At 75.5% G+C, this 16350-nt stretch carries 18 protein-coding genes; all 18 read right to left on the bottom strand.

Annotated features, from left to right (window positions below):
- On the bottom strand, positions 1 to 1224 hold a 1224-nt coding region (gene dprA, locus GSF02_RS17180), incomplete at its 3' end, for a DNA-processing protein DprA (protein ID WP_159798597.1).
- Positions 1221 to 2750, bottom strand: a complete 1530-nt coding sequence (locus GSF02_RS17175) for a YifB family Mg chelatase-like AAA ATPase (RefSeq protein ID WP_159798596.1) — start codon at positions 2748 to 2750, stop codon at positions 1221 to 1223. The genes dprA and GSF02_RS17175, both read right to left, overlap by 4 nt.
- The gene (locus tag GSF02_RS17170) at positions 2751 to 3119 is read right to left on the bottom strand and encodes a YraN family protein (protein WP_159798595.1); all 369 of its coding nucleotides are present in this window, start codon (positions 3117 to 3119) and stop codon (positions 2751 to 2753) included.
- A 132-nt stretch (positions 3120 to 3251) separates the two neighbouring features.
- Entirely contained in the window at positions 3252 to 3551 is a 300-nt protein-coding gene (locus tag GSF02_RS17165; protein WP_069983591.1) for a DUF2469 domain-containing protein, read from the bottom strand.
- On the bottom strand, positions 3548 to 4495 hold the full coding sequence (locus GSF02_RS17160) for a ribonuclease HII (RefSeq protein WP_408003915.1): 948 nt from the start codon (positions 4493 to 4495) through the stop codon (positions 3548 to 3550). The genes GSF02_RS17165 and GSF02_RS17160 overlap by 4 nt, the downstream gene beginning before the upstream one ends.
- Positions 4492 to 5244 carry a signal peptidase I gene (gene lepB / locus GSF02_RS17155; protein ID WP_201308977.1) on the bottom strand — a complete coding sequence of 251 codons (753 nt, stop codon included), beginning with the start codon at positions 5242 to 5244 and terminating at the stop codon, positions 4492 to 4494. The genes GSF02_RS17160 and lepB overlap by 4 nt, the downstream gene beginning before the upstream one ends.
- 123 nt (positions 5245 to 5367) lie before the next feature.
- Positions 5368 to 5715, bottom strand: coding sequence for a 50S ribosomal protein L19 (gene rplS, locus GSF02_RS17150; protein WP_159798594.1), 348 nt, complete (start codon positions 5713 to 5715; stop codon positions 5368 to 5370).
- Positions 5716 to 5881: 166 nt separating this feature from the next.
- Positions 5882 to 6721 (bottom strand): tRNA (guanosine(37)-N1)-methyltransferase TrmD, encoded by an 840-nt coding sequence (gene trmD, locus GSF02_RS17145; RefSeq protein ID WP_159798593.1) that lies wholly within the window; start codon positions 6719 to 6721, stop codon positions 5882 to 5884.
- A 1-nt stretch (position 6722) separates the two neighbouring features.
- A complete protein-coding gene (rimM, locus tag GSF02_RS17140) occupies positions 6723 to 7337 on the bottom strand; it encodes a ribosome maturation factor RimM (protein ID WP_159798592.1) in 615 nt (204 codons plus the stop codon).
- Positions 7338 to 7434: 97 nt separating this feature from the next.
- On the bottom strand, positions 7435 to 7674 hold the full coding sequence (locus GSF02_RS17135) for an RNA-binding protein (RefSeq protein WP_159798591.1): 240 nt from the start codon (positions 7672 to 7674) through the stop codon (positions 7435 to 7437).
- Positions 7674 to 8096 carry a 30S ribosomal protein S16 gene (gene rpsP, locus GSF02_RS17130; protein ID WP_159798598.1) on the bottom strand — a complete coding sequence of 141 codons (423 nt, stop codon included), beginning with the start codon at positions 8094 to 8096 and terminating at the stop codon, positions 7674 to 7676. Before rpsP ends, GSF02_RS17135 begins: the two co-directional genes overlap by 1 nt.
- Positions 8097 to 8316: 220 nt before the next feature.
- Entirely contained in the window at positions 8317 to 9927 is a 1611-nt protein-coding gene (gene ffh / locus GSF02_RS17125; RefSeq protein WP_159798590.1) for a signal recognition particle protein, read from the bottom strand.
- A gap of 48 nt (positions 9928 to 9975) precedes the next feature.
- Entirely contained in the window at positions 9976 to 11805 is a 1830-nt protein-coding gene (locus tag GSF02_RS17120; RefSeq protein ID WP_159798589.1) for a [protein-PII] uridylyltransferase family protein, read from the bottom strand.
- A 7-nt stretch (positions 11806 to 11812) separates the two neighbouring features.
- The gene (locus tag GSF02_RS17115; protein WP_159798588.1) at positions 11813 to 12151 is read right to left on the bottom strand and encodes a P-II family nitrogen regulator; all 339 of its coding nucleotides are present in this window, start codon (positions 12149 to 12151) and stop codon (positions 11813 to 11815) included.
- A complete protein-coding gene (locus tag GSF02_RS17110; RefSeq protein ID WP_159798587.1) occupies positions 12148 to 13431 on the bottom strand; it encodes an ammonium transporter in 1284 nt (427 codons plus the stop codon). Before GSF02_RS17110 ends, GSF02_RS17115 begins: the two co-directional genes overlap by 4 nt.
- Before the next feature lie 247 nt (positions 13432 to 13678).
- Positions 13679 to 14863, bottom strand: a complete 1185-nt coding sequence (gene ftsY / locus GSF02_RS17105; RefSeq protein WP_159798586.1) for a signal recognition particle-docking protein FtsY — start codon at positions 14861 to 14863, stop codon at positions 13679 to 13681.
- Between the two features lie 103 nt (positions 14864 to 14966).
- The gene (locus GSF02_RS17100) at positions 14967 to 15299 is read right to left on the bottom strand and encodes a hypothetical protein (RefSeq protein ID WP_159798585.1); all 333 of its coding nucleotides are present in this window, start codon (positions 15297 to 15299) and stop codon (positions 14967 to 14969) included.
- A 48-nt stretch (positions 15300 to 15347) separates the two neighbouring features.
- On the bottom strand, positions 15348 to 16350 hold a 1003-nt coding region (locus GSF02_RS17095; protein ID WP_159798584.1), incomplete at its 5' end, for an AAA family ATPase.

Genomic DNA, 16350 nt, shown 5'->3' with positions numbered 1-16350 from the left:
CCGCGGCCCCGGGCGCGCCCGCCGCCAGCGGCCGGCGTCGGGCTGCGCGAGCCCGCGCAGCTCCAGCGCGCCGAGCCCGCCGAGCACCTCGGGCACCGACAGCCCGGCGGCGCGCGCCAGCGACCCCACCGACGCGGACGCCCGCGCGGGCAGCGCGTCGAGGACCGCCCGCCCGACGGCGTCGAGGCCGTCGCCCTGCGCCGCGGCGCCGACGCGCTCGGGAGCGGCGTCGGCCCCCAGCACCCCCGCGAGCTCCGCCACCTCGGCCGCGTCGGTGACGCAGACGGCGACCTGGTCGCGCAGCAGCTGGTGGCAGCCGCCGGACGCCATCGACGTGACCGGGCCGGGGACCGCCCCGACGGGCCGCAGGAGCGCGGCGGCCTTGCGCGCCGTCGACAGCGCGCCGGACCGCCACGCGGCCTCCACCACCACCGTGGCGTTCGTCCCGGCGGCGATGAGCCGGTTGCGGGCGAGGAAGCGCTGCTTGTACGGCGCCGACCCGGGCGGCACCTCGCTGACGACCGCGCCGCCGCTGTCGGCGACGCGGCGCAGCAGGTCCTGGTTGCCCTGCGGGTAGAAGCGGTCGACGCCGCCGGCCAGGACGGCGACGGTCGGCCCGCCGGCCACGAGCGCAGCACGGTGAGCCACGGCGTCGATCCCGTAGGCGCCGCCCGAGACGACAGTGAAGCCCCGGTCGGCCAGCCCGCCGGCGACCTGGCCGGCGACGTGCTCGCCGTAGCCGGTCGAGGCGCGCGCGCCGACCACGGCGACGGAGCGGGCGCACAGGGCAGCGAGGTCGGCCTCGCCCCGCACCCAGAGGGCGAACGGCGCCGCCGCGCCCAGGTCGTCCAGGGCCTGCGGCCAGCGCGGGTCGCCGGGCACCAGCAGCGCGCCGCCGGTGCGCTCGAGCACCCGCAGCTCGCGCCGCGGGTCCAGGTTCTCCAGCCGCGGCGCCCAGCGTCCCACCGCCGTCGCCAGCACCCCGGCCGCCGTCCCCGCGGCGCCCCTCGCACCGTCGGCGGGCGCAGGCTGCGCCGGGAGCGCCGGGAGCGCCGGGGCGAGGACGCCGTCGGCGGCCGCCGCCTCGGCGAGCCAGCCGAGCGCCTCGGCCGCACCCAGGTGCGCCACCAGCGCGCCGGCGACCTCGTCGCCCGGCTCGGCGATGCGGCTCCACGCCGCCCGCGCGAGGTGCGGGTCCGAGGCGTCGAACGCGAGCCTGCTCATGCGCGCCTCCCGGTGCGCAGCGCCATGGCGAAGGCCACGTCGCCGGCGGCCGGGGCGTCCCGCCCCGCCAGGTCGGCGACCGTCCACGCGATCCGCAGCACGCGGTCGGCGCCGCGCAGGCTGAGCCGCCCCTCGTCGAGGGCCCGGTCGACGTCCGCGAGGACGCCGCGGCGCGGACGCAGCCGGTCGCGCAGCCAGCTGCCCGGCGCCTCGGCGTTCACCGACCAGGGCGTGCCGGCGTACCGGGCGCGCGCGGCCTCCCGGGCGGCGGCGACCCGGGCGGCCACGTCGGCCGACGGCTCCCCCGCCCCGGCCGCGAAGTCGACCCGCCCGACGGGCTGCACCTCCACCTGCACGTCCACGCGGTCCAGCAGCGGGCCGGAGAGCCGCCCGAAGTAGCGGCGGCGCGCCATGGGCGTGCACGTGCAGTCGAGCCCTTTGCCCGAGCCCATGCCGCACGGGCACGGGTTGGCCGTCATGACGAGCTGGAACCGCGCCGGGAACCGGGCGGCGCCGTGCGCGCGGTGGATCACCAGCTCCCCCTGCTCCAGCGGCTGGCGCAGGGTCTCCAGGACCTTGCTCTGGAACTCGGGGGCCTCGTCGAGCAGCAGGACGCCCCGGTGGGCGCGGGAGGCCGCGCCCGGCCGCGGCGTGCCGGAGCCGCCGCCCACCACGGACGCGGGGGTGGCCGTGTGGTGCGGGTCCTCGTACGGCGGGCGCGTGATGAGCCCCGCGGCCGGGTCGAACGTGCCCGCCAGCGAGTGCACGGCGGTCACCTCCACCGCCTCCGGCTCGGTGAGGTCCGGCAGGATGCCCGGCAGCCGCTGGGCCAGCATCGTCTTGCCGGCCCCCGGCGGGCCGGTGAGCAGCAGGTGGTGCCCGCCGGCCGCGGCCACCTCCAGCGCCACGCGCGGGACCTCCTGACCCATGAGGTCGACCAGGTCGCCCAGGTCGCGGTCGGTGGTCGTCCCCCGCGGGCGCCGCACGGGGTCGACGTCGGGCACCCGCGGCGGCGTCCCGCCGTGCAGCGCGACGACCTCGGCGAGGGTGGTGGCCCCCCGCACGCGGGCGCCGGGGACGAGCGACGCCTCCTCGACGTCGGCGGTGGGCACGACGACGTCGCGGAACCCGGCGGCCACCGCGGCCGCGACGGCGGGCAGCACGCCGCGCACCGGCTGCAGCCGCCCGTCCAGCCCGAGCTCGCCCAGGTGCACGACCCGGTCCAGCCCGTCGGCGGGCACCTCGCCGGCACCGGCGAGCACCGCGACGGCGATCGAGACGTCGAACGCCGAGCCGCCCTTGGGCAGCGACGCCGGCGACAGGTTGACGGTGATCTTGCGGTTGGGCCAGGCGATCCCGCTGGACAGCACCGCGGCGCGCACCCGGTCGCGCGCCTCGCTGAGCGAGGTGTCCGGCAGGCCCACGAGCGTGAAGCCGGGCACCGAGTAGGCCAGCTGCGCCTGCACCTCGACCACGTGGCCGGCCAGGCCGACCAGGCCCACGCCCGCCGTCGTCCCGAGGCTCACTCAGAGCACCCCCTCGAGGTGCTCCACGCGGGCGGCGCCCGCCCGCGGCAGGACCACCGCGACGACGTCGATCCGCACCTCGCGGAAGCGGCGCGGCGCCGCGGCCGCGTGCTCGTCCAGCCACTGGCCGGTCAGGCGGCGCAGCCGCACGAGCTTCGCGGGTGTGACCGCCTCGGCGGGGTGCCCGTAGAGCTCCCCGCGGCGCGTCTTGACCTCGACGGCCACGAGCGTGGCCCCGTCGAGCGCCACGACGTCGAGCTCGCCGCCGGTGCCGCGCCAGTTGCGGTCCAGCAGCTCGAACCCGCGCTCGACCAGGTGGCGCGCGGCCACCTGCTCCCCGTACCTGCCCACGGCGTCCTTCGCCCGCATGCCGACCACCTCCGCGGCCAGCCTCGCGGCGTGCGGCGGCGGCGTCGGCCGGCCACGGCCCCCCTGTGCAGGTCGGCGGCGAGGCCGGGGCTGTGGGCACCGCCCGGGCCCGGCGTCGCGGCGGCGCGACCGCTACAGCGTGAGGTCAGCCTTGGCGAGCTCCTCGACGTTGACGTCCTTGAAGGTGACCACCCGCACGGACTTCACGAAGCGTGCGGAGCGGTAGACGTCCCAGACCCAGGCGTCGGCGAGGCGCAGCTCGAAGTACACCTCGCCGGCCGCGGACCGCACCTGCAGGTCCACCTGGTTGGCGAGGTAGAACCGCCGCTCGGTCTCCACCACGTACGAGAACAGGCCCACCACGTCGCGGTACTCGCGGTAGAGGGCGAGCTCCATCTCGGTCTCGTAGTTCTCGAGGTCTTCGGCGCTCACGACGTCATCCTCCCACCGCCGGCCCGCACCGCGGCGTCATCCGCAGCGCCCGTGGTGTCGGGCGCGACCTGCGGCGACGCGGCCGGCACCGGTGCTCCGTCGACGGACAGGCTGTGGGCGACGGCCACCTCGAACGCCTCGGTCTCGGGGGCCGACTCCGCGGACGCCGCCGAGACGGTCGACACGGCCGACGCCGCCGCCTCCTGGCCGCCGGCGATCGCCTTGAGGTTCCACGAGCGCCGGTGCTGCGGCGTCGTGCCGTGCCGGCGCAGCGCCTCCAGGTGGGCGGGCGCCGAGTAGCCCTTGTTCTGCTCCCAGGCGTACGTCGGGTACTGGCGCGCCAGCCGGGTCAGCAGCATGTCGCGCTCCACCTTGGCGAGCACGCTCGCGGCGGCGGCCGAGGAGCACTGCAGGTCGGCCTTGACGAGGGTGTGCACCGCCGGGTCGGCCTCCGGCGCCCCGGCGACGTCGAGGTCGACCGCCTCGAACAGGTCCACCTCGCGGCGCGACAGCCAGTCGTGCGCCCCGTCCAGCAGCACGACGTCCACGTCGCCGCACACGCGGCGCACCTGGGCCAGCGCCCGGCGCCCGGCCAGCCGCAGCGCGGCGACGATGCCGTGGGCGTCGATCTCCGCCGGGCCGGCGTGGCCGACCGCCCAGGCGACGCCCCAGCGGCGCACCGCCGGCACGAGGCTCTCCCGCGCGGCGGGTGTGAGCAGCTTGGAGTCGGCCAGCCCCTGCGGGGCGGTGCGGGTCGCCGCGTCGACGACGACGACGCCGACGCTCACCGGGCCGGCGAGCGCGCCACGGCCGACCTCGTCCATGCCGGCGACGAGGCGGGCGCCGCTGCCGAGGATGGCTCGCTCGTGGCGCAGCGTGGGCTTGCGGGGTCCGCCGGCCGCGCGCGAGCGCGGCGGGGTCGGACGGCGCGGCGTCGTCGTCACGGCTGCGGCACCTCCCGGAAGACGTCGCCGGGGTTGCGGTGCCACGTGGCGTGGTCCAGCGGCCACACCGTGGCGAACGCCGTGCCGACCACGTTGGAGACGGGCACGAACCCGCCGCCGGGCTTGGCGGTGTTGTAGCGCGAGTCCTGCGAGTCCTGCCGGTTGTCGCCCATGACGAACAGCATGCCGTCCGGCACCGTCACGTCGAACGGGTCCTGGCTCGGCACCGAGCCGGGCTTGATGTAGGTCTCGTCGATCGGCGACCCGTTGACCTCGACGCGCCCCTCGGCGTCGCAGCAGGTGACGTGGTCCCCGGGCAGGCCGATGACCCGCTTGATGAGGTGCTCACCGGTGTCCTGGGGCAGCAGGCCCACGAAGGTGAGCACCTCGGTGACGGCGTTGCCGACCGGGCCGCGGTCGGGTGCCTCGTACGGCGGCAGCCAGCCGCCCGGGTCCCGGAACACGACGATGTCGCCGTGGTGCAGGTCGAGCGCGCGCGGGACCAGCCGCGAGACCATCACCCGGTCGCCCACCTGGAGCGTGTCCTCCATGGAGCCGCTCGGGATGTAGAAGGGCTGCACGAGCAGGGTCTTGATGAGCCACGAGAGCACCAGCGCGCTGACGACGACGACCGCCGTCTCGCGCAGGACCCCGAGCCCGCGCCCGCCCCGCCGACCGGTCGACCGGTCCCGGCGGTGGGCTCCCCCCGAGGGGGATGCCGAGGCGGGCGAAACGTCTGGTTCTGTCACGGGCTCACTCTTCCACGGGGTTGCGGGCGTCGGGTAACCGTCCCGGTACGCCGACGGGCGGCCCCAGAGGGACCGCCCGTGAGCGTAGCCGCCGGCGCGCCGACGGCGGGGGGAAGGACGAGCTCAGCGCTCGCGCTTCTCCTTGATCTTCGCCTTCTTGCCACGCAGCGAGCGCAGGTAGTACAGCTTCGCGCGACGGACGTCACCGCGGGTGACGACCTCGACCGAGTCGATCGTCGGGGCGTGGACGGGGAACGTGCGCTCCACGCCGACGCCGAAGCTGACCTTGCGGACGGTGAACGTCTCGCGGACGCCGTCGCCCTGGCGCGCGATCACGACGCCCTGGAAGGCCTGGATGCGGGAGCGGTTGCCCTCGACGACCTTGACGTTGACCTTGAGGGTGTCGCCGGCGCGGAAGTCCGGGATGTCGGAGCGCAGCGACGCTGCGTCGACGAAGTCGAGCGTGTGCATGATGTCTCCCCGCCCTGCCACAGGTCAGGTGCAAGCTCAGGCCCGCGCCGTGCGCGGGTCGTTCGGATCGATGTGCGGTGCGTCCGGCGTCCAGCGAGCGAGTCGTCGCTCTGGTCTCCCCTGTGGCAGAGACCTGGTGCTGGCGGCCGTCGACGCAGCCAGCGGACTATTCTGCCACACCCGAGCCGGGGGCGTCCCCGCCGCCGGCTCCCCCGTCGCCCGCTGCGCCGTCCGCGGCCCGCGCGAGCCGGCCGCCCACGACGCGCCAGCCCAGGGCGTCGAGCAGGCGCAGGTCGTGCTTGTCGAGCGCGGCGACGTCCAGGGCCGCCAGCATGTCGGGCCGGCGCTCGGCGGTGCGCTCCAGGGCGCGGTCGCGCCGCCAGCGGTCGATGCGGGCGTGGTGGCCGGACAGCAGCACGTCCGGCACGTCGAGGTCCTCCCACGCCGGCGGCTTGGTGTACACGGGGTACTCGAGCAGCCCTGCGGCGCCGTGCGACTCCTCCACCAGGGAGGCCGGGTTGCCGACGACGCCGGGCAGCAGCCGGCCGACCGCCTCGATCATCACCAGGGCGGCGACCTCGCCGCCGTTGAGCACGTAGTCGCCGATGGACAGCTCGCTGACCCGGCGCCCCGCGGCGCGGTAGCGCTCGGCCACCCGCGCGTCGATGCCTTCGTACCGCCCGCAGGCCACGACGAGGTGCCCCTCGCCCGCGAGGGCCTCGGCGTGCCGCTGCGTGAACACCTCGCCCGACGGGGTAGGGATCACCAGGTGGCCGTCGTCGCCGAGCACGTCGTCCAGCGCCCGGCCCCAGACGTCCGGCCGCATGACCATCCCCGCTCCACCGCCGAACGGGGTGTCGTCGACGGTGCGGTGCCGGTCGGTCGTCCAGTCGCGCAGGTCGTGCACGCGCAGGTCGAGCAGCCCGGCCTGGCGCGCCTTGCCGACCAGCGACAGGTCCAGGGCGGCCAGGTAGTCCGGGAAGATCGTCACGACGTCGATGCGCACGTCAGCGCTCCCCGGCGGCGTCAGGTGCGGCGTCGGCGCCCGGCTGGTCGGCGCCCGGGCCGTCGTCGCCCGGCTCGGGCAGGTCGACGACGACGGCGTCGGCGTCGCGCGCCAGCAGCCCGCCGGGCGGGTCGAGCACCACGCGCCCGGCGGCGACGTCGACCACCGGCACGATCGCGCGCACGAACGGCACGAGCGTGCGCACGGTGGTGCCGTCGGGCAGCGCCTCGGCCACGAGGAGGGCGTCCTGGGCGGGCAGGTGCTCGAGCGCGACGACCTCGCCGACGACCGTGCCGTCCGTCAGCTCGGCGCGCAGGCCGCGCAGCTCGTGCGGGTACCAGGCGTCCTCCTCGTCGGAGGCGTCGGCCTCGACGACGAGCTCTACGCCGCGCAGCGCCTCGGCGGCGGTCCGGTCGGCCGCCTCGGCGAACGTCACCAGCCAGCGGTCCTGGTGCAGCCGCACCCGCGTGACGGTCAGCGGGCCGGCGGCCGGGGGCTGCGTCGCCAGCGTCGCGCCGACCGCCAGCCGGGCCTCCGGGTCGTCGGTGCGCAGGTCGAGCACCACCTCGCCGCGCAGGCCGTGGGCGCGGCCGATCCGTGCGACCACGAGCTCCATGTCGTCTCCCTGGGGTGCGGGCCCGCCGCGGGCGGGCCGGGACGCGACGAGGCCCGGTCCGTGGCGGACCGGGCCTCGTCGTTCGTGCGGTGGAGCCTCAGCGCCGGTCGACGTCGACGACGTCGACCCGCACCGGGCCCTCGGTCGCCAGCGCGCCGATCACGGTGCGCAGCGCCTTGGCGGTCCGGCCGCCTCGGCCGATCACTCGGCCCAGGTCGTCCGGGTGCACGCGGACCTCGAGCAGGTCACCCCGGCGCAGCGGCCGCTGCGACACCCGGACGTCGTCCGGGTTGTCGACGATGCCGCGCACCAGGTGCTCGAGGGCGTCCGCGAGCATCAGGCCTCGTCAGCCTCGGCGGGGGCCTCGGCCTCCGCCGGCGCGGCGGTCTTGGCCTGCGCGGCGTTCGCCTTGACCTTCTCGGCCTCGGCGGCGACGGCCTCGACCGCAGCCGCGGAGTCGGCCTTGGCGGCCTTGGTCTTGAGGGTGCCCTCGGCACCGTCGAGACCCTTGAACTTCTGCCAGTCGCCCGTGACCTTGAGGAGGGCGAGGACCTGCTCGGTCGGCTGCGCGCCGACGCCGAGCCAGTACTGCGCGCGCTCGGAGGAGATCTCGATGAACGAGGGCTCCTCGGTCGGGTGGTACTTGCCGATCTCCTCGATCACGCGACCGTCGCGCTTGGTGCGCGAGTCGGCGACGACGACACGGTAGTACGGGGCCCGGATCTTGCCGAGGCGCTTGAGGCGAATCTTGACGGCCACTGTTGTGGTCACTCCTGGTTCTGTGTGGGCGACCCGCGCGCACCGCGTCGTGGGGTCCGGGCGGTGGTGCAGGTCAGGACGCGGTCTGCGCAGGTGAGAGGGGCCTGGGCACACCGAGTACCGGGACATTGTGCCAGACGCCGCCGGGCGGCTCCAAGCGGACCCGGGGCGGGCCCGGCGAGGAGGTCCGGCGGGGTGCCCGACGACGGGGATACGGAGGTCAGCGGCCGCCGAGGAGCTTGTCGAGCCCGCCCGGCAGCTGCAGGTTGGACAGGTCGACGTCCTGCTCGGCCTGCTTGCCGACGCCGAAGGCCGAGCCGGACGGCGCGGACGGCGTCGCCGGGCCGCCGAGGGCGCGCTGCATCGCCTCGCGCTCCTGCTGGGCGCGCTTGGCGGGGTTGCCCGACTTGCCCTTGACCTTCTTGGCCGGCGCCTGCTTGCCGCGCGACTTCTTGCCGCCGCCCATCCCGGGCATGCCCGGCATCGCCGGCATCCCGGGGGCGCCGCCGCCGCGGGCCATCTGGCGCATCATCTTCTGCGCGGCCTCGAACCGCTCCAGCAGCTGGTTGACGGCCGTGGTGGTGGACCCGGAGCCGCGGGCGATGCGCGCGCGCCGCGAGCCGTTGATGATCTTCGGGTTGTCGCGCTCGGCCGGCGTCATCGACTTGATGATCGCCTCGATGCGGTCGACCTCGCGCTCGTCGAACTGCTCGATCGCCTCGCGCATCTGGCCCATGCCCGGCAGCATGCCGAGCATCTTCTTCATCGAGCCGAGCTTCTTCATCTGCTGCATCTGCACCAGGAAGTCGGCCAGCGTGAAGTCCTGCCCCGTGGCGACCTTCTGCGCCATCTTCTCGGCCTGCTCGGCGTCGAAGGCGCGCTCGGCCTGCTCGATGAGCGTCAGCACGTCACCCATGTCGAGGATGCGCGACGCCATGCGGTCGGGGTGGAAGACCTCGAAGTCGGTGAGCTTCTCGCCCGTGGAGGCGAACATGATCGGCCGGCCGGTGATCCCGGCCACGCTCAGGGCCGCACCGCCGCGGGCGTCGCCGTCCAGCTTGGACAGCACGACGCCGGTGAAGTCGACGCCCTCGAGGAACGCCTGCGCGGTGGCGACGGCGTCCTGGCCGATCATCGCGTCGATGACGAACAGCACCTCGTCCGGCTGGACGGCGGCGCGGATGTCGGCGGCCTGCTGCATGAGCAGCTGGTCGACGCCGAGACGGCCGGCGGTGTCGACGATCACGACGTCGTGCTGCTTCTCGCGGGCGAACGCCACGCCGTCGCGGGCGACGCTCACCGGGTCGCCGATCACGGCGTCGGTCTCGGCACCCTGGTTGCCCGGGTGCGGCGCGAAGACGGGCACGCCCGCGCGCTCGGCGACCACCGACAGCTGCGTCACGGCGTTGGGCCGCTGCAGGTCGGCGGCGACGAGCACGGGCGTGTGGCCCTGCTCGCGCAGCGCGAGCGCCAGCTTGCCGGCCAGCGTCGTCTTGCCCGCGCCCTGGAGGCCGGCGAGCATGATCACGGTCGGCGGCGTCTTGGCCAGCTGGAGCGGGCGGGTCGCGCCGCCGAGGATCTCGACGAGCTGCTCGTTGACGATCTTGACGACCTGCTGCGCCGGGTTGAGCGCCTGCGACACCTCGGCCGACAGGGCGCGCTCGCGCACGGCAGCAGTGAACTCGCGCACGACCGGGACGGCGACGTCGGCGTCCAGCAGCGCGCGGCGGATCTCCCGCACGGTGGCGTCGATGTCCGCCTCCGACAGCCGACCTCGACCGCGCAGGTTCTTGAAGGTCGAGGTGAGCCGGTCCGACAGGGAGTTGAACACCAGTCAGGTCCTCAGGGTTCTCGATGGGGCGTGGTGCGGTCCCCCAGCCTACCCGGCGGCTCGCGCGGCGAGCATCGCCCGGGCCCGGTCGGTCAGGTCGTCGACCAGCCGCGCACGCCAGGCGGTCCAGCCGTTCTTGGCCCCGAGCGAGGAGGCGTCGGCCTCGGTGAGGGCCCGCAGCCCGGCGAGCAGGTCGGCACGGTGGTCGACGGCGTCGAGCAGCCGGGCCGCCGTCGCCGGGTCGGCGGGGTCCGCCGTGGTCGCCAGGTCGCCGAGCACGAGGTGGTGGCGCACCAGCCGCTGCACGTCGCGCGCGACGTCGGCGCCGAACCCCATCCGCGCCAGGATGCCGGGCACGAGCCGCGCGCCCTCGCTCGCGTGGTCGGGCAGGGCGGCGCCGCGGCGCTTGCCGACGTCGTGCAGCAGCGCGGCGAGCAGCAGCACCTCGGTGCGCACCGCCGCGGGGTCGGGCACGTGCTTGCGCGCGCCCGAGGCGTTGGCCACGGTCTCCACCAGGTGCCGGTCGACGGTGTGCCGGTGGATCGCCGCGCGCTGCGGCCGGTTGCGCACCCCGGCCCACTCGGGGATCCAGGAGGTGACGACGCCGGCCAGGTCGAGGGCCTCCCAGACCGGCACCTGCGCCGGGCCGGAGCCCAGCAGCTGCAGGAACGACTGGCGCGCCGCCCGGGGCCACGGCTCGGGCAGCGGGGCACCCGAGGCGAGGCTGCCGACGGTCACCGGCGAGAGCACCAGCCCGGTGCGGGCAGCGGTCGCCGCGGCCCGCAGGCTCAGCAGCGGGTCGGCGTCGGGCCGGGCGTCGATCGCGAGCACCAGCTCGCCGTCGTGCTCCACGAGCCCGTCCCCCACCGGCCGCAGCCGCGGCGGCGTGCGCCGGCCGCGGACCAGCAGGGGCGTGCGTGCGGCGGGCCGCTGCAGCGCCTGGCGGGCGCGCCGCACCGTCGAGTCGAGGGCGTAGGAGATCTCCCGGCCGGCCTCGGCCAGGCTGGCGAGCAGCTCGTCGGGGTCGTCGTAGCCGCAGCGCTCCGCGACCTCGTCGAGGTCGGCCAGCAGCAGCCGGCTGGTGCGCCGCCGGGTGACCACCTGCAGGGTGTCGCGCACGTCGAGCACGTGGGCGTAGGCCCGGTCGACGGCCCCGTGGGGACGGTCGGTCAGCCAGGTGGCCGCCAGCGCCGAGAGCAGGACGGCGTCGCGGATGCCGCCGCGGGCCTCCTTGAGGTCCGGCTCGACGAGGTACGCCAGCTCGCCGGAGCGGTCGGCCCGCTCCCGGGCCGAGGCGAGCAGCTCGGGCAGGCGGCGCCGCGAGGCGGCCCGCCAGTCGGTGAGGATCGCCGACGCGGCGCGGTGCACCACGACGGCGTCCCCGGCGAGGGGACGCACGTCGAGCCAGCTCACGGCGGCGGCGAGGTCCTTGGACGCCACCTGGCGGGTCTGGCTCAGGGAGCGCACCGCGTGGTCGATGTCGACGCCCGAGTCCCACAGCGGGTACCAGAGCCTCTCGGCGACCCGGGCGAGGGTGTCGGCGTCGTGCGTGCGCCCGTCGTGCACCAGCACGAGGTCGAGGTCGGACAGCGGCCCGAGGTCGCCGCGCGCGAGGCTGCCGACGGCGGCGAGCGCGATGCCGGTGGGGGCGACGTCGGCGGTGGCCTGGGCGTACAGCGCCCCGAGCCGCTGGGTCGCGGCCTGCACGAGCGCGGCGCGCCGTGCGACCCCGGAGCGTCCCGGGCCGGTGAGGTCCGCCGCGACGGTGAGCAGGGTGGCGCGCAGGTCGCCCAGCCCGTGACGCGGAAGGCCCCGCACCCCCTCAGCGGGGTGCGGGGCCTCGCCGCCGTCCGTGCCCGGGAGGGACAGGTCGGTCATGCGGCGCTCAGAGCGCGGAGACGCCGTGCTCGCCGGTGCGGACGCGGGCCACGTCGTCGACCGGGACGACCCAGACCTTGCCGTCACCGATCTTGCCGGTCTGCGCGGCGCTCACGACGACGTCCACCACGGCCTTGGCGTCCTCGTCGTCGACCAGCACCTCGACGCGCACCTTGGGCACCAGGTCCACGGTGTACTCGGCACCGCGGTAGACCTCGGTGTGGCCCTTCTGCCGGCCGTAGCCGCTCGCCTCGCTGACGGTCATGCCGCGGACGCCCGCGGCCTCGAGGGCCGACTTCACGTCGTCCAGACGGTGGGGCTGGATGACCCCGGTGACGAGCTTCATGCGCGGACCTCCCTGATGACGGAACCGGAACCCTGCGTGATGGTCTCGTACGCCGTCTCGCCGTGCACGGCGAGGTCGATGCCGGCGACCTCGTTCTCGGGGGTGACCCGCCAGCCGCCGGCGGCCTTGATGGCCAGCGCGATGACCGCGGTGACGACGCCGGAGAAGATCACTGCCACGACGGCGATGATCACCTGCACGGCCAGCTGGGCGGCGCCGCCGCCGTAGAACAGACCGGTCTCGGTGGCGAGGAAGCCGATCGCCACCGTGCCCCACAGGCCGGAGACCAGGTGGACGCCGACGACGTCGAGCGAGTCGTCGTAGCCGAGCTTGTACTTCAGGCCCACCGCGAGGGCGGACAGCACGCCGGCGATCGCGCCGAGCGGGATGGCGCCGATGGGGCTGACCGAGCCGGCGGCCGGCGTGATGGCGACCAGGCCGGCCACGACGCCGGAGGCGGCGCCGAGCGACGTGGCGTGGCCGTCGCGCAGGCGCTCCACCAGGAGCCAGCCGAGCATGGCGGCGGAGGTGGCCACTGTCGTGTTGACCCAGGCGAGACCGGCGTTTCCGTCGGCGGTGAACGCGGAGCCGGCGTTGAACCCGAACCAGCCGAACCACAGCAGCGCGGCGCCCAGCATGACCAGCGGCAGGTTGTGCGGGCGCATCGGCTCGGTGCCGAAGCCCTTGCGCTTGCCGACGACCAGGGCCAGGACCAGGCCCGCCACACCGGCGTTGATGTGCACCACGGTGCCGCCGGCGAAGTCGATCGGCGTGGCGATCGAGCCGAACGGGCCGTCGCCGGACAGCAGGCCGCCGCCCCAGACCATGTGGGCCATCGGGAAGTAGCCGAGCGTGACCCACAGGGCCACGAAGACCAGCCAGGTGCCGAACTTCACCCGGTCGGCGATCGCGCCGGAGATGAGGGCCACGGTGATGACCGCGAACGTGGCCTGGAAGCCGACGCCGACGATGCCCGGCACCCCGTAGTCGTCGATGAGGAAGTTGCCGGCGCTGTCGTAGATGGCGCCGCTCAGGCCGAACTGGTCGAACGGGTTGCCGAAGATGCCGCCGACGTCGGAGCCGTACGACATCGACCAGCCCCACAGCACGTAGATGACGCCCACCACGGCGATCGCCGAGAAGGACATCATCATCATGTTCAGCACGGACTTGCCGCGCACCATGCCGCCGTAGAACAGCGCCAGGCCGGGCGTCATCAGGAGCACCAGGGACGCTGAGACCAGCATCCACGCGGTTGCCCCGGTGTCCAACTCCACCATGGTTTCCTCCCGTCGGTCGGCCCCTCGGCCGGGTCAGCACCAACGGTCACGGAGCGGCGTTTCGGTGGCGACGACGGCGCGTTACGCGCGTGTGACGGTGGCGCCCCACGCGTAAACATCGGGTTTCCCGCGGCCGTAAGTCCACGATCCGGGACGACGACGGCGGGGCCGTGACCGGACCGTGATCCGGCCACGGCCCCGCCGTGGATGGTGCGTCCGGCCCGGCGCGCGGCCCGGGCCGCGCGCCTCAGGCGCCCAGGATGCCGTCGACGAACTGCTCCGCGTCGAACGGCGCGAGGTCGTCCGGGCCCTCCCCCAGGCCGACGAGCTTGACCGGCACGCCGAGCTCGCGCTGCACGGCCACGACGATGCCGCCCTTGGCCGTGCCGTCGAGCTTGGTCAGCGCGATGCCGGTGACCCCGGCGACCTCGGCGAAGACCCGCGCCTGGGTCATGCCGTTCTGCCCGGTGGTGGCGTCGAGCACCAGCAGCACCTCGCTCGGGGCGGCCTCGCGGGAGACCACGCGGGTGATCTTGCCCAGCTCGTCCATGAGGCCGGCCTTGTTCTGCAGGCGCCCGGCGGTGTCCACGAGGACGACGTCGGCGCCGTCGGCCACGCCGCGCCGCACGGCGTCGAACGCCACGGCGGCGGGGTCGGCGCCGTCGCGGTCGGAACGGACCGTCGGCACGCCGACGCGCGAGCCCCAGGTCTCGAGCTGGTCGGCTGCCGCGGCGCGGAAGGTGTCGGCGGCGCCGAGCACCACGTCCTTGCCCTCGGCGACGAGCACGCGGGCCAGCTTGCCGACGGTCGTCGTCTTGCCGGTGCCGTTGACGCCGACCACCAGCATCACGGCGGGCTTGCGGGTGCCGTCCTCGGCGACCGGGCCGGTGAGGTGCAGCGACCGGTCCAGCGTGGGGTCGACGAGCTTGACGAGCTCCTCGCGCAGCAGGCCGCGCACCGCCTGGGGGTCGCTGACGCCGAGAACGCGCACGCGGGTGCGCAGGGCGTCGAGCAGCTCCCCGGCCGGTCCGGCCCCGATGTCGGCGAGCAGGAGCGTCTCCTCCAGCTCGTCCCAGTCGTCCTCGGTGAGCTGGTCGCGCGAGAGCACTGCCAGCAGGCGGGCGCCGAGGGGCGAGCCGGAGCGCGCCAGGCGGTCGCGCAGCCGCACCAGGCGGCCGGCGGCCGGCTCCGGGCGCTCCAGGACCGGGGGTGCCTGCGGCGCGACCTCGGCCGGCGCCTCGGGGGCGGGCGGCTCGGCCACGGTGGTGCCCGCGGCGGGCGTCGTCGTCTCCGCGCGCGGCGCCGGGGGCTCGACGACGGTGCCGGGCGGCAGCTGCCGGCGGCGGCGGGCGCGCGGCACGAGCAGGGCCGCGGTGCCGCCGCCGGCCACGACCACGACGAGGGGGATCAGCCAGAGCAGGACGTCGTTCACGCGCTCCAGTCTCCCAGAACCGCCAGCCGGAGGGGGCGGGCCGCACCCCCGGCCCCGCCGTCGTCGGCCAGGCCGTCAGACGCGGCGGGGCAGCCGGGCCCGGTCAGCGCGGGCGCTGCTGGCCGTTCGGGTGCAGCGTGCTGCGCGCCTGCTGGCGGGCCCGCTGCAGCACGTCGCCGATCTCCTCGGCGTCGACGTACGCCGGGCCCGTCTCCACCCGGCCGGCGAAGAACGTGTCCAGGTCCGTGTCGACCGGGCGGGGCACCTCGTCGCGCCGCAGCCGCAGGCCCGAGCGGAAGTTGCGCCACCAGCCGCGCACGCCGCCGACGGTCTCGTCGCCCGGGGTCGCCTCAGCCCGCTCCATGACGTGCGCCACGAGGAACACCGTGGCGACGAGCACGAGCGTGACGAGGCACCAGACGACGAACGTGAGCATGCGTCCATTGTCGCGCGCATCCGCACGAGCCTGCCCCGCGAGACGTGCTCAGGCGTCGGCCGTTTCGCGAAGACGTTGTGAGATCACCGTCGTGACGCCGTCGCCGCGCATGGTCACGCCGTACAGCGCGTCGGCGACCTCCATCGTGCGCTTCTGGTGGGTGATGACGATGAGCTGGGAGTCGCGCTGCAGCTCGGTGAAGATCTCCAGCAGCCGGCCCAGGTTGACGTCGTCCAGGGCGGCCTCCACCTCGTCCATGACGTAGAACGGCGAGGGCCGGGCCTTGAAGATCGACACGAGGAACGCCACGGCGGTCAGCGACCGCTCGCCGCCCGACAGCAGGCTCAGGCGCTTGACCTTCTTGCCCGCGGGGCGGGCCTCGACCTCGATGCCCGTGGTGAGCAGGTCCGACGGGTCGGTGAGGACCAGCCGGCCCTCGCCGCCGGGGAACAGCCGCGGGAACACCTTGTCGAACTGCGCGGCGGTGTCGCGGAACGCCTCGGCGAACACCTGCTGCACCCGCTCGTCGATCTCCTCGACGATCTGCAGCAGGTCCTGCCGCGACTTCTTGAGGTCGGCGAGCTGCTCGGTGAGGAACCGGTGGCGCTCCTCCAGCGCGGCGAACTCCTCCAGCGCCAGCGGGTTGACCGTGCCGATCCGGGCCAGCGCCCGCTCGGCCTGCCGGAGCCGCTTCTCCTGCTCCTCGCGGACGTACGGCACGGGGTCCGGGTCGGGATCCTCCTCGGCCGCGTCCTCGGGCCGCGGCACCGGCACCGTGCGATGGGGCCCGAACTCCTCGACGAGCGTCTCGGCGTCGGTGCCGAGCTCCTCGGCCGCGCGCGCCTGCAGCTGCTCCAGGCGCAGCCGCTGCTGGGCGCGCGCCACCTCGTCGCGGTGCGCGACGTCGGTCAGCTCGCGCAGCTCGCCGGCGAGGCGGTCGGTGTCCGCGCGCACGGCGTCGAGCTCGCGAGCCCGGGCGGTGCGCTCCTGCTCGGCGGCCGCGCGCTCGGCGGCGGCCCGCTCGACCGAGCGGCCGAGCGCTTCCAGCGCC

This window comes from Puerhibacterium puerhi (genome assembly GCF_009846865.1).
Lineage (GTDB): Bacteria > Actinomycetota > Actinomycetes > Actinomycetales > Cellulomonadaceae > Puerhibacterium > Puerhibacterium puerhi.
Note: the sequence above shows the minus strand (reverse complement) of the source record. Positions and strands in the feature narration are given on the sequence as shown.

Excerpts from the sequence above, each read along its gene's own strand:
- GSF02_RS17135 (WP_159798591.1), bottom strand. The coding sequence starts at position 7,674 with ATGCTCGCGGACGCCCTCGAGCACCTGGTGCGCGGCATCGTCGACAAC.
- rimM (WP_159798592.1), bottom strand. The coding sequence starts at position 7,337 with ATGGAGCTCGTGGTCGCACGGATCGGCCGCGCCCACGGCCTGCGCGGC.
- GSF02_RS17110 (WP_159798587.1), bottom strand. The coding sequence starts at position 13,431 with ATGGTGGAGTTGGACACCGGGGCAACCGCGTGGATGCTGGTCTCAGCG.
- GSF02_RS17115 (WP_159798588.1), bottom strand. The coding sequence starts at position 12,151 with ATGAAGCTCGTCACCGGGGTCATCCAGCCCCACCGTCTGGACGACGTG.
- GSF02_RS17120 (WP_159798589.1), bottom strand. The coding sequence starts at position 11,805 with ATGACCGACCTGTCCCTCCCGGGCACGGACGGCGGCGAGGCCCCGCAC.
- rplS (WP_159798594.1), bottom strand. The coding sequence starts at position 5,715 with ATGCACACGCTCGACTTCGTCGACGCAGCGTCGCTGCGCTCCGACATC.
- GSF02_RS17100 (WP_159798585.1), bottom strand. The coding sequence starts at position 15,299 with ATGCTCACGTTCGTCGTCTGGTGCCTCGTCACGCTCGTGCTCGTCGCC.
- GSF02_RS17170 (WP_159798595.1), bottom strand. The coding sequence starts at position 3,119 with ATGCGGGCGAAGGACGCCGTGGGCAGGTACGGGGAGCAGGTGGCCGCG.